Source organism: Marinimicrobium sp. C2-29 (assembly GCF_038419845.1).
Lineage (GTDB): Bacteria > Pseudomonadota > Gammaproteobacteria > Pseudomonadales > Cellvibrionaceae > Marinimicrobium.
The window spans coordinates 154,335-166,460 of sequence record NZ_JBCAQT010000011.1 but is presented as its reverse complement, the minus strand read 5'-3'; the positions used below and the strand labels follow the sequence as shown (position 1 = coordinate 166,460).

11 protein-coding genes are annotated in these 12,126 nt (G+C 58.8%); 3 read left to right on the top strand and 8 right to left on the bottom strand.

All coding sequences use genetic code 11. From position 1 onward, the window contains the following. Positions 1–13: 13 nt before the first annotated feature. The 3 genes from flgB to AAE484_RS12355 form a co-directional block, all read right to left on the bottom strand. Positions 14–418, bottom strand: a complete 405-nt coding sequence (gene flgB, locus AAE484_RS12365; protein WP_341938708.1) for a flagellar basal body rod protein FlgB — start codon at positions 416–418, stop codon at positions 14–16. Positions 419–772: 354 nt separating this feature from the next. Then, on the bottom strand, positions 773–1,948 hold the full coding sequence (locus AAE484_RS12360) for a phosphoglycerate dehydrogenase (RefSeq protein ID WP_341938707.1): 1,176 nt from the start codon (positions 1,946–1,948) through the stop codon (positions 773–775). Between the two features lie 28 nt (positions 1,949–1,976). After that, positions 1,977–3,089: a phosphoserine transaminase gene (locus AAE484_RS12355; RefSeq protein WP_341938706.1), complete on the bottom strand. Its 1,113-nt coding sequence runs from the start codon at positions 3,087–3,089 to the stop codon at positions 1,977–1,979. A gap of 746 nt (positions 3,090–3,835) precedes the next feature. Here AAE484_RS12355 and glk point away from each other — a divergent pair. Continuing rightward, a complete protein-coding gene (gene glk, locus AAE484_RS12350) occupies positions 3,836–4,834 on the top strand; it encodes a glucokinase (RefSeq protein WP_341938705.1) in 999 nt (332 codons plus the stop codon). On the opposite strand, the gene AAE484_RS12345 is transcribed toward glk, so the two are convergent. The 4 genes from AAE484_RS12345 to prfB form a co-directional block, all read right to left on the bottom strand. Beyond that, on the bottom strand, positions 4,806–5,828 hold the full coding sequence (locus AAE484_RS12345) for a LacI family DNA-binding transcriptional regulator (protein ID WP_341938704.1): 1,023 nt from the start codon (positions 5,826–5,828) through the stop codon (positions 4,806–4,808). The genes glk and AAE484_RS12345 overlap by 29 nt on opposite strands. Before the next feature lie 530 nt (positions 5,829–6,358). Beyond that, positions 6,359–7,207 carry a co-chaperone YbbN gene (locus AAE484_RS12340; protein WP_341938703.1) on the bottom strand — a complete coding sequence of 283 codons (849 nt, stop codon included), beginning with the start codon at positions 7,205–7,207 and terminating at the stop codon, positions 6,359–6,361. Positions 7,208–7,317: 110 nt separating this feature from the next. Continuing rightward, the gene (gene lysS, locus AAE484_RS12335) at positions 7,318–8,796 is read right to left on the bottom strand and encodes a lysine--tRNA ligase (protein WP_341938702.1); all 1,479 of its coding nucleotides are present in this window, start codon (positions 8,794–8,796) and stop codon (positions 7,318–7,320) included. A gap of 59 nt (positions 8,797–8,855) precedes the next feature. Then, positions 8,856–9,951 (bottom strand): peptide chain release factor 2 gene (gene prfB / locus AAE484_RS12330; protein ID WP_341938701.1). Its coding sequence is split into 2 segments (ribosomal slippage): positions 8,856–9,878 and positions 9,880–9,951, totalling 1,095 coding nucleotides; the frame shifts between segments, so codons are not numbered across the junction. 275 nt (positions 9,952–10,226) lie between these two features. Between prfB and AAE484_RS12325 the strand changes: the two genes are divergently transcribed. Both AAE484_RS12325 and AAE484_RS12320 read left to right on the top strand, forming a co-directional pair. Further along, complete coding sequence (locus AAE484_RS12325; protein WP_341938700.1) at positions 10,227–11,177, top strand: glycosyltransferase family 2 protein; 951 nt, start codon at positions 10,227–10,229, stop codon at positions 11,175–11,177. Beyond that, the gene (locus AAE484_RS12320; protein WP_341938699.1) at positions 11,164–11,538 is read left to right on the top strand and encodes a GtrA family protein; all 375 of its coding nucleotides are present in this window, start codon (positions 11,164–11,166) and stop codon (positions 11,536–11,538) included. The genes AAE484_RS12325 and AAE484_RS12320 overlap by 14 nt, the downstream gene beginning before the upstream one ends. Positions 11,539–11,577: 39 nt before the next feature. Here AAE484_RS12320 and cueR read toward each other — a convergent pair whose 3' ends face one another. After that, on the bottom strand, positions 11,578–11,979 hold the full coding sequence (cueR, locus tag AAE484_RS12315; RefSeq protein ID WP_341938698.1) for a Cu(I)-responsive transcriptional regulator: 402 nt from the start codon (positions 11,977–11,979) through the stop codon (positions 11,578–11,580). Between the last annotated feature and the right edge of the window lie 147 nt (positions 11,980–12,126).

The window sequence follows — 12,126 nt, the reverse complement described above, 5'->3', positions numbered from 1 at the left end:
AGAATTCGTGTGTTTATTGTCCGCGCAGCGCGGTGTTCAAGCCTTTAAACTTGCTGTTCAGGAAGGTGAAGCTCGCCTGAAAGTCCAGTGCGTTTTTCATGTACTCGGCGTGTTCAATCTGCTCTTCCACCGTGTTGCCATCAATCGAGGGCTGGTTGGGGACCCGATACTGCACATCGGGGTGGCCCGTCTCGCTGCCGTGGTCGGTGGCCAAGTGGCCCTGATGGGTGGTCGCCATGCCGAACTGGGAACCCTCCCCTGTTTCGCGGGCCAGCGCCTGGCGAAAGTTGAGATCTTTGGCCTTGTAGTTGGGGGTATCCACATTGGCCATATTCTCGGCCAGCAACTCCGCGCGCTGGGCGCGTAACTTGAAGGCGGCTTCGTGATTGCCGAGTGCGGAATCGAATGAGATGGCCATAATGCGTGCCTCCTGAGCGGCAACAAAGTTTCATTACCGATAACAAAGCAAAGCGTGTGCCAAAACTGAGATTTATTATTAACTGACTGATTTTAAAGGAATTTAACAGGAAGGGAGTAGAATCAATAGTAATGTAAAAGCGGCAAGGGTTTTCCGCCTTGCCGCTTTAGGGGCCTTGAAACTCAAGACCGAAGTTCAGAATTAACCGTATAGCACTAAGCCCGGTGGGCTAACCCCTTTCCGGGACCGTCGAAGGGAGGGACCCCGCCGACGAGCTTACAGGGACGTATTCACAGCGTGTCCCGGAAAGGGGTTAGCCCACCGGGCGACCAGGGTTAGACTCCGAAAATTAATTTATAGGACGCGCACGGAAATCACATGCTCCACCTGCTCCACCGCCTGCCGCACCGCTTCGCTCGGCACCTGGTCCAGGTCGATGATGTTATAGGCGATATCGCCCCGGCTCTTGTTGACCATATCAACCACGTTGATGTCGTGCTCGGCCAGTACCGACAGTACATGCCCGAGTACGCCAGAGACGTTTTCATTGGAAAAGGTGAGCCGGGCGTCCAGATCACCATTGCGCTCCATGGCGACAAAGGGGAAGTTCACCGAGTTGAAGATATTGCCGTGAACCAGGAAGTCCTTGAGCTGGTTGGCGGCCATGACTGCGCAGTTCTCTTCAGCCTCGGCGGTACTGGCGCCGATGTGCGGCATGGCGTACACATCTTTGCGCGACAGCAGGCAGGGTTCGGGGAAGTCGCAGACGTAGCGGCCCAGATGGCCCGCATCCAGGCTATCGACCACGGCCTGGGCATCGACAATGGCTTCCCGGGCGAAATTGAGCAGCACGGCCCCGGGTTTGACGGATTTCAGGGTTTCTTCGTTGATCAGGTGCCTGGTCGCATCAATGGCCGGTACATGCAGGCTGATATAGTCCGCACGGCCCAGCAGCGACTGCAGGTTTTCCATGCGCCCCACCTGACTGGGCAGGCGCCAGGCCGCCTCGACCGACAGAGCCGGGTCGTAACCGACCACGTCCATTCCCAGAGACAGGGCGGTTTCCGCCACCATCGAACCAATGGCACCCAGCCCGACCACCCCGAGGGTTTTGCCGCGCAATTCGGAGCCGGCAAACTGGGACTTCTGCTTCTCCAGCAGTTTGCCCATGGCCTCGGCATCGGTCATGTCGGTGAGGGTCTGCACGTACTCCATGCCGGGCAGAATGCCGCGCGAGGACAGAAGCATCCCGGTCAGCACCAGCTCCTTGACGGCATTGGCGTTGGCGCCGGGAGTGTTGAAGACCACCACGCCCTTTTTGGTGTACTCCTCGACCGGCACATTGTTGACCCCGGCACCGGCCCGGGCCACGGCCTTGACGCTGGCCGGCAGGGGCTCGGCGTGCAGTTTGTGGCTGCGCAGGATGTAGGCATCCGGCTCGTTGATGTCGCTGGCCACTTCGTACTGATCCCGCTCGAATCGATCGAGACCTTTTACCGCAATCTGGTTGTAGGTTTTCACTTTGAACATTGATTTGTCCCTTTTATTATCCGAAAAATCAGGCGGTCTGTTCGTAAGCCCAGGTCAGCCAGGGCAGCAGCGCCTCGACATCAGCGGTTTCCACCGTGGCGCCGCACCAGATGCGCAGGCCGGGAGGGGCGTCGCGATAGGCACCAATATCGTAGGCCACGCCTTCTTTATCCAGCAGCTTGACCATCGCTTTCACCCGGTCCGGCTCGGCGTCCAGGGTAAAGCAAACGCTGGTATTGGAGATGGTCGCCGGGTCTTTGGCCAGAAAATCGATCCAGTCGTGTTCGGCAACGAAGTTGGCCAATACCGCCAGGTTGGCCTGGGAGCGGCCAATGGCCGCCTGGAGGCCGCCGATCTCGTCGATCCAGGCCAGTGCATCCAGGTAATCCGCCACACACAGCATGGAAGGCGTGTTGATGGTCTCGCCCCGGAAGATACCCTCGATCAGCTTACCGTCTTTGGTCATACGGAAGACTTTGGGCAGCGGCCAGGGCGGCGTATAGGATTCCAGCCGCTCAACCGCACGCGGACCCAGAATCAGCATACCGTGAGCGCCCTCCCCTCCCAGCACTTTCTGCCAGCTGAAGGTGACCACGTCGAGCTTTTCCCAGGGCAGTTCCATGGCGAATACTGCGGAGGTGGCATCACAGATGGACAGACCCTTGCGGTCATCGGGAATCCAGTCGCCATTGGGCACCTTAACGCCCGAGGTGGTGCCGTTCCAGGTGAAGACCACATCGTGATCAAAATTGGCTTTGCTCAGGTCGGGCAGCAGGCCGTAATCGGCCTCGAGTGGGGTCACATCCTTCAGCTTCAGCTGTTTGTTGACGTCAGTCAGCCAGCCCTTGCCGAATGACTCCCACTGCATGACGTCCACCGGACGCTCGCCCAGCAACGACCACATGGCCATTTCCACCGCGCCGGTATCGGACGCGGGCACCACACCCACGCGGTATCCTTCAGGCAGCCCCAGAAGGCGTGCGGTTTCCTCGCAGGCCTTGCCCAGCGCCGCTTTGCCCACGCCCGAGCGGTGGGAGCGGCCCAGTGTGGCCAGATCCAGATTGCTGACGTCGTAGCCCGGGCGCTTGCTGCAGGGGCCGGAGGAAAAATTGGGGTTGTGGGGTTTGACCTGTGGTTGCATGAGAGTCCTCGGATGATTGAGCTGTGAAACGGCCTGGAGCCCACGCAGAGCGGGCCGAAGCCGGGTTTCTGAACCGGAAAACAATGAAAGCCGCCGATTATGCCAGCTAAACGACGCCGGGAACAGATAAAGAGGAGGGGGAGTAAATTTCAGACAAAAAAAAGCCCTTTACAAAGTAAAGGGCAAGAGGGAGACCTCGATGCATCAACCAGACATCGAGGGTGAGAGACTGTGGCACCAAGCGTTTGACACTGGCTCTGTGGGCGAGCCTTGGTGTTTCAGCGCTTTTCGGCACCGGCCCAAGCTCTTGAGCTCAAGCAGGAAATTCATCTTCACACTCAATAGGTGTTACTTTATTGGACAGTGACAGCGCTGTCAACACTCTACTACGCGACAGCGGCGCTTTTCTGTCCGATTTTCTGATGGGAATTGGCTAAAACACTCATGTAAACGGTTTCACCGCCTCCCTTTCACATCGGATCTTCCCTCGGCGCCGGCTGTGGCCGTCTGAGAGAAAATCAGCTGTCGTTTCCATCGACTTCAGGCAAACGATATCACATTTTTTTGCAAAAGCAAATGTTACCGGTTACATTCTAAATTATTTTCTGATCCCCCTCCCACCGCTCGCTCTCCCCGCTCATTGTTGCTAAATTGATCAAGTCGGGCGCCGGTAGCCAGCGCTCTATTGACAGCGCTGTCAATCGACCGTAGACTCCGGCCACTTCTCTGAATCTTGCGAGGGTCCCATGGATTCAATATTGGTTGCGGACATTGGCGGCACAAACGCCCGCTTCGGCCTGGTGGCGATTGACGGAACACGCAGTAGCCCCCCCGACTACACCGCGCAGCACCAACACAGCCTGAAATGCGCCGACTACCCGGATCTGGGCAGCATGATCCGTGACTACGCTCGCGTTGTCGATACCGCCCTGCCCGCCTTCGCCTGCTTCGCCATCGCCGGCCCGATCCACAACGGGCGGGTGAGGATGACCAACCTGGACTGGGAGTTCTCGATAGAACAGTTGCGCCAGGACCTGGGCATGGAAGCGCTGGACGTGATCAACGACTTTGCGGCCCTGGCCTATGCCACTCCGCACCTGCGCGGAGAGATGATCAAGCCCCTACACGAAGCCAGCCGTGAACCGGACTCGCCCATCCTGGTGCTGGGACCGGGAACCGGCTTTGGCATGGCCGCGCTGGTTCCCTTCAAGGAGCGCTGGAAAATTGTGCCCACCGAGGGCGGCCACACCAACTTTGCTCCCGGCAATGCCCGGGAGATCGCCATTCTGGAATACATGATGCGCCAGCAGGATCATGTGTCGGTCGAGACCCTTCTGTGCGGACAGGGATTGGTGAGAATCTACCAGGCGATGGCCTTCATTGAGGGCAAGCCAGCCCAGGATTACAAGCCGGCGGATATCAACGAAAAGGGCCAGAGCGGCGAAGACCCACTGTGCCGGGCCAGTATTGAGCAGTTTTGTTCCATGCTGGGCAGCGCCGTGGGCGACCGGGCCCTCTGCCTGGGCGCCCAGGGCGGCGTCTTCCTTGGCGGTGGCATTATTCCCAGGATTGCCGACTTCATTCCCGGCACGGACCTGGTCGAGCGCTACACTCATAAGGGCCCGATGAGCAACTATGTACGTCAGATTCCCCTGACCATGATCATGAATGACAAGGCCGCCCTGGTGGGCACGGCAGCCTGGCTGGTCGATACCGTTATCGCGCCGGGCCAGCCGGGCCGGTAGAGTCACGCTGAATCAGGCTGGAGCTGAGCATGCTGGCGGGCAACTGTACCTCTTTGCCCATCAGCTGCTTGAGCAGTAAATCGGTCGCTTTTTGTGCCATCGCCTGGATCGGTTGACGCACCGTGGTCAATGACGGCCAGATCTGATGGGCGACGGGCGTATCGTCATAGCCAGCAACCGACAGCTCTCGCGGGATATCAATGCCCATCTGGTGGGCCACCATCATCACCCCCGCCGCCATATCGTCGTTGGCCGCAAAAATCGCGCTGGGCCTGGCACTCAGGTTCAATAGCGTGTTGGCCGCCTCTTCCCCCGACTCGAACGAGTTATACCCCTGCACCACCAGATCGTCATCGAGTTCAATGTGGTTTTCCACCAGCGCCGCCCGATAGCCCTCAAAGCGGTGGCTGACCGCCCGGTGATCCGGGTGGCCGCTGACAAATCCGATGCGCCGATGACCCAGGGAGATCAGCTGGTTGGTCATGTCGTAGGCGGCTTCCGCATCGTTGGTTTCGACGTAGGGACAGAGGTCTTTCTGTAGTGTGGGAGCAATGCGCACAAAGGGGATGCGGCTGTCTTTGAGCACCTCGAGTATGGCTGATACATCGGACAATGGCGGTGTAAGGATGATGCCGTCGATCCGCGTCTGGCGGATGAGGTTGGTCACTTCTTTGCCAATGTCGGGGTCCTGATGGTTACAGGGGTGGATCAGTACGTCGTAGCCCTGGGCCCGGCAGGTGGTGAGCACCCCATCCTGGACGTCGATCACGTAGTTGGCGCTGGGGTTGTCGTACAGCAGGCCCAGTACGTAGGAGCGGTTGCCGGCGAGGCTTCGGGCGGACAGGTTGGGCCGGTAGTCGAGTTCGGCCACGGCTTTGAGGACTTTGTCGCGTGTGCTCTGGCGGACGTTGGGTTCTTTGTTGACGACCCGTGAGACGGTTTTGATGGATACCCCGGCCAGGGCGGCGACGTTGTCGATGGTTGCTTTGGTCACTGCTCGCTCCGCGTTATTTTTCTGCGCTTTATTGCATTTTGATGCACTATCCGGGAATGAGCGCTGGGATGCAAGGCGCCTTACCGCCACCGCCACTTTCCAGACAATTGTCACACAAAAACCACTTCACATTTTTTACCGAACCCTGGTGACAGCGCTGTCAACTTATTTTATAGTATGGCCACCTTGACGGCGAGCGTAATCGCCAAGGGGCCTGAAAAATCGGCAATTTTCGGTTATACCAACAACAGATACATACCAAAGCTCAGGGTCAGAACCCGCCAGTCCCTCAGGGGCTGAGCGGGTTCGATCTATCTGGAGCCGTCCCATCCCAACTCAACTCCTGAATTGCATCAAGTATCGAAGCTAAAAACTCCTTCGTATGGCACTAAGCCGGGAGGGCTAACCCCTTTCCGGGACCGTCGAAGGGAGGGACCCCGCCGACGAGCTTACAGGGACGTATTCACAGCGTGTCCCGGAAAGGGGTTAGCCCTCCTGGCGGCCCGCATCGGACTGAAAGACTCAGGCTACTAATACAGCAGAGTAAAGAGCTTGCGCTGAAATTCGATCGCCAGGGGGTCACCCTTGCCCAGGGCGGCGATGATGTCGGTGAGGGTTTTGCGGGCGCCGCCGTCGGCGTAGCCCAGGTCGCGCTGCAGGATCTTGATCAGCCGTTCCAGCGCCTGGCGCTGGTACCCTTCCTGATTGTACTGCAGCGCCAGCTTGTAGTTGAGCTCCAGATTGTCCGGGTCCTGTTCCAGGGCCTGCTCCAGGTTTTCCACTTCCGGGGTCTTGGCCGCCTGCTGCTTGAGCTCCAGCTGCGCCTTGACCTGCTTGTAAAGCTCGTCCTGGTCCGCCATTTTGACGTTTTTCAGCATCTGCTCGGCTTCGTCCACCCGGTTGAGTTCGATGAACGTCTGCGCCAACAGGCAGGCGACCTGCGGGGGGCGGCCGGCGTCTTCGTACACGCGTTGCAACAGCGGCAAGGCGCTGCTGTGGTCGCCCGACTCGATCAGCGCCTGGGCTTTCTGCAGGTCCTGTTCCCAGGGCTTGGGCAGGTACTGCTCCAGCACCTGACGGATCTGGGCTTCCGGCAGTGCTTCGGCAAACCCGTCTTTGGGCTGGCCTTCCTTGATCAGCATGACTGTGGGAAGGCTGCGCACGCCGAACTGGCTCGCCAGCATCTGCTGGTCGTCGCCGTTGATGTTGGCCAAGAGAAACTGGCCCTGGTATTCATTGGCCAGTTTTTCCAGCGTGGCCATCAGGGTTCGGCTGGGTTCGCTCCGCTCGGACCAGACGTTAACCACAACCAGACGGTTGAAGGATTCGTCGATAACCTGTTGCTGGGCATTGTCTAGGGTGACGTCAACGCTGTTCATGGTGTTGTCGATCTCCGGTTGGTAGAGCTGTCTTATTGGCGGCAGGTGGCAATTTTGTGGCGGATGCGCTTGGCGCTTATCCGCCCTACCCCAAATAGGGCTCCAATCGGTTATTCGGGCCGCATGTGCGGGAACAGGAGCACATCGCGGATGGAGGGGGCATCGGCAAACAGCATCACCAGGCGGTCGATACCGATGCCCTCCCCCGCCGTGGGCGGCAGGCCGTATTCCAGCGCGCGGATGTAGTCCGCATCGTAATGCATGGCTTCATCGTCGCCCGCGTCTTTTTCACGCACCTGTTCCTGAAAGCGCTCAGCCTGATCTTCGGCGTCATTCAGCTCCGAGAAGCCGTTGGCCAGTTCGCGGCCGCCGACGAAAAACTCAAAGCGCTCGGTCACTTCCGGCTTGCTGTCCAGCCGCCGGGCCAGGGGTGACACCTCGGTCGGGTATTCGGTAATGAAGGTGGGCTGGTCCAGCCTGTGCTCGACAGTCGCTTCGAAAATCTCGATCTGGACTTTGCCCAGGCCCCAGGAGTCCTTGAGGGGGATTTTCAGGCTTTCGGCCACCTGGCGGGCGCCCTCCAGGGTGCTGATCTGGTCCGCATTGAGTTCGGGGTTGTACTCAAGAATCGAGTCGAACACCGACAGACGACGGAAAGGTTTGCCGAAATCGTACTCGCTCTCCTGATAAGTGATGACGGTCGAGCCCATGACGCTTTCGCACAGGCCGCGCAACATGTTCTCGGTCAGGTCCATCAGGTCGTTGAAATCGGCGTAGGCCTGATAGAACTCGAGCATGGTGAACTCGGGGTTGTGCCGCGTGGACAGGCCCTCATTGCGGAAGTTGCGGTTGATTTCGTACACGCGCTCAAAGCCGCCTACCACCAGTCGCTTGAGGTAGAGCTCCGGGGCAATGCGCAGGTACATGTCGATGTCGAGCGCATTGTGGTGGGTAATGAACGGACGCGCCGTGGCACCACCGGGAATCACCTGCAGCATGGGCGTTTCGACTTCCATGAAGTCTTTGCCATCCAGGTAGTTACGCATGAAACTGATGCATCTGGAGCGCAGGCGAAAGGTATCGCGCACTTCCGGATTGACGATCAGATCCACATAACGCTGACGGTAGCGCTGCTCCTGATCGTGCAGGCCGTGATACTTTTCCGGCAGCGGACGCAGGGATTTGGTCAGCAGTTGATACTGTTCCATGTTGACGTACAGATCGCCGCGGCCGGATTTGTGCAGCTGACCGCTGGCACCGACGATATCGCCAATGTCCAACTGCCCCCAGGTGGCCTTGATGGTCTTCTGGGTGTCTTTGTCGGCATAGAGCTGAATGGTCCCGGCGGCATCCTGCAGCACCATGAAGGGGCCGCGCTTGGCCATGATCCGGCCGGCGACGCTGGCAGAAAGCTTCGCCTCTTCCAGCTCCTCTTTGGTCTTTTCGCCATGGGCAGCCTGCAGCTGGGCGCTGGTGTGTTCGCGCCGGAAGTCGTTGGGAAAGGGGTTGCCGTTTTCCCGGATGGCCGACAATTTGGAGCGGCGTTCGGCGATCAGGCTGTTCTCATCCTGCTGGGGCTTGTTGCTCATAGCGTCTCTGACAGTTGAAGTTGATGGATATCGGTTTGGGGCGAACCTGCCGGGACAGGTTACAGCCCCGATTTCAGGCTGGCGACAATAAACTGATCCAGGCCACCGTCCAGCACCGTCTGGCAATTGCTGGTCTGCACGTTGGTGCGCAGATCCTTGATGCGCTGGTCATCCAGCACATAGGAGCGGATCTGGCTGCCCCAGCCAATGTCGGCCTTGTTGTCTTCCATGGCCTGCTTTTCCGCACTGCGTTTGAGCATCTCCTGCTCGTACATCCGCGCGCGCAACATGTTCATGGCACGCTCGCGGTTCTGGTGCTGAGAGCGCTCGCTCTGGCAGCTGACCACAATGCCGGTGGGCGTGTGGGTAATGCGCACCGCCGAGTCGGTTTTGTTCACGTGCTGACCACCGGCACCGCTGGCCCGGTAGGTATCGGTGCGCAGGTCGCCGGGGTTGATGTCGATCTCGATGTTCTCATCGATTTCGGGCGACACAAACACCGAACAGAAAGAGGTGTGCCGGCGGTTGCCCGAATCAAATGGAGATTTGCGCACCAGGCGATGGACGCCGGTTTCCGTGCGCAACCAGCCAAACGCGTACTCGCCTTCAAAGTGGATGGTGGCACTTTTGATGCCTGCCACTTCACCGGCGGAGGCTTCTTCCAGCGTGGTTTTGAAACCTTTGCGTTCGCCCCAGCGCAGGTACATGCGCAACACCATTTCAGCCCAGTCCTGGGCCTCGGTGCCGCCCGAACCGGACTGGATGTCCAGGTAGGCGTTGTTTTCATCCATTTCGCCGGAAAACATCCGGCGAAACTCCAGCGTCTGGAGCTTTTCGTCGAGCTGCTCAAGCTCGCTGGCAACATCCGCGACACTCGCCTCATCGTCTTCCTCGACCGCCATGTCGAGCAGCTCCCGGCAGTCACTGACGCCGGTGTCGAGGTCGTCGATGGTCTTTACCACGATCTCCAGGGAGGCGCGCTCTTTGCCCAGGGCCTGAGCCCGGTCCGGATCTTCCCAGACATCGGGTACACCCAGCTCCATCTCAACTTCGGTTAAACGCTCTTTCTTGTGATCGTAGTCAAAGATACCCCCTAAGCACATCGGTGCGCTCAGACAGGTCTTTCAGCTGGTTTACTAAGGGATTGACTTCCATAACACCTAATCGATTGAGTCTCCAGTCATCGGGCCGGGGTAACGCTTCAGGTCCGATGACCGGATGAAAGAAAAATGGGTTGCCGTTTCCGCCCGGAGGACGAACTGACAGTAGCCGCGCATTCTAACGCAGTTAGCGGCCGACTCGCCAGTGGGCCAGAGCGCGCGGAAATGGCGACAGGCCGCACAAAATGGCACACTGAGGCTGTCAATACCCCCAAAAACTGTGGAAAATGCGCGCACACAATAACGAACACTGAATCCGGAGCACCGGCAATGAGCACTCAGCTACTGTCGATTCTCACACCCATGTACAACGAATCCGAGGGAATCGATTTTTTCTTCGAGACTCTGGAAGCGGCCATGGCCGAGATCGACATCGACTACGAAATCATCTGTGTGGACGACGGCTCCGCCGACGACACCCTGGAGCAACTGCAGGAACACGCCCGGCGCGACAGGCGCATCAAGGTACTGGCGCTGAGCCGTAACTTCGGCAAGGAGGCGGCCATGACCGCCGCGCTGGACCACGCCACCGGAGACGCCGTGCTGCCCATCGACGCCGACCTGCAGGACCCGCCCGAGCTGATCACCCAGATGGTGGACAAGTGGCGCGAGGGCTATACCGTGGTCTATGCCAAGCGGGCGTCGCGCAAAGCCGACAGCCTGCTCAAACGTCAGACCGCCCAGTGGTTCTATAAGCTGTTCAACCGCATGAGCGAAATCGACATCCCGGAGAACGTGGGTGACTTCCGACTCCTGGACCGCCGCGCCGTGGACGCCATCCGCCAGTTGCCGGAAAAAGACCGCTTTATGAAGGGGCTCTTCTGCTGGCCGGGTTTCAAGCACGCCGTGATCGAATTCGACCGCCAGGAGCGCGCCCAGGGGCAGACCAAGTTCAATTACTGGCGTCTGTGGAATTTTGCCCTGAGTGGTATCACCTCGTTCAGCACCTTCCCGATTCGCATTGGTATCTATCTGGGGCTGACCGTGGCCTTTCTTTCCTTCATGTATGGCAGCTTTGTCATTCTCAAAACCATATTTACCGGGGTGGATGTACCGGGCTACGCCTCGCTGTTGGTCACCATCCTGTTTATCGGCGGAATCCAGTTGTTTTTCCTGGGGCTGCTGGGCGAGTACGTGGGGCGCATCTACAAGGAGGTGAAAAACCGGCCGATTTACCTGGTCGCCGAGAAATGGGGGTTTGACGAACGTGATCAACCCTAGGGAGATCATCTGCTTCGGGTTGGTGGGTGTCGCCGCCACGCTCACCCACTACCTGGTGGCACTGGCGGGCCACGAGGGCCTGGGAATCAGCCTCTATATTGCCAACCTGATCGGCTACCTGACGGCCATGAGCGTGTCCTACTTCGGCCACGGCTATTTCACTTTCCGGGTGGCCTTCAGTCGGCACAACCTGCAGCGTTTTGTCGTCGCCTCGGTGACCACCTTCCTGTTCAGTGAGGCACTGCTGTTCGTTCTGGAAAACGGCACCGCCTTCTCCCACCGCATCACCCTGAGCCTGGTGGTGATTTCAGTACCGGTGGTCTCATTCCTGCTCAACAAGCTCTGGGTCTATCGCTCCTGACACCTTCCTGCCGCCTGAGACCGATCAAACGGATACCCATCACACCAGCTTGAATTTGGGCTCTGCCAGGGTATCGATAATGGCGCAGTCGGGGTCCTCATCACCCGCGCAGTGCTCGGCCATTCCCATCAGCGTCTCGCGCATCGCCTGCAGCTCGGCCAGCTGTCGATCCAGTTGCCCCACCCGGTCCAACACCAATGCCTTCACCTCGGCGCTGCGCCGCCCCGGGTCGCGGTATAGCTCCAGCAGCTCCCGACACTCCTCAAGGCTGAACCCCACCGCCCGGGCCCGCTGCAGGAACAGCAGCTGTTGGGTGTCCTTCTCACTGTAGTCCCGGTAGCCATTGGCCAGCCGGCGGGAGGCCACCAGCCCGAGACTCTCGTAATAGCGAATGGTCTTGTTGTTGAGCCCACTGCGCGCCGCCGCTTCACCGATATTCACTCACACCTCGTCGCCGGATAGAAAACATTACAGTAACTGTAATGCAGTAGCGCGAAAAAAGCCATTTTTACGCTGTATTCAGCACAGAAGTCACCGCTTTTCGGCGTGAACCAGCGCACATCCGAAAGGTATTTTTACTATATTAAT

Bases quoted from the DNA above. Each gene is read 5' to 3' on its own strand.
- AAE484_RS12355 (WP_341938706.1), bottom strand. From the start codon at position 3,089: ATGCAACCACAGGTCAAACCCCACAACCCCAATTTTTCCTCCGGCCCC.
- flgB (WP_341938708.1), bottom strand. From the start codon at position 418: ATGGCCATCTCATTCGATTCCGCACTCGGCAATCACGAAGCCGCCTTC.
- glk (WP_341938705.1), top strand. From the start codon at position 3,836: ATGGATTCAATATTGGTTGCGGACATTGGCGGCACAAACGCCCGCTTC.
- AAE484_RS12340 (WP_341938703.1), bottom strand. From the start codon at position 7,207: ATGAACAGCGTTGACGTCACCCTAGACAATGCCCAGCAACAGGTTATC.
- lysS (WP_341938702.1), bottom strand. From the start codon at position 8,796: ATGAGCAACAAGCCCCAGCAGGATGAGAACAGCCTGATCGCCGAACGC.
- AAE484_RS12360 (WP_341938707.1), bottom strand. From the start codon at position 1,948: ATGTTCAAAGTGAAAACCTACAACCAGATTGCGGTAAAAGGTCTCGAT.
- AAE484_RS12325 (WP_341938700.1), top strand. From the start codon at position 10,227: ATGAGCACTCAGCTACTGTCGATTCTCACACCCATGTACAACGAATCC.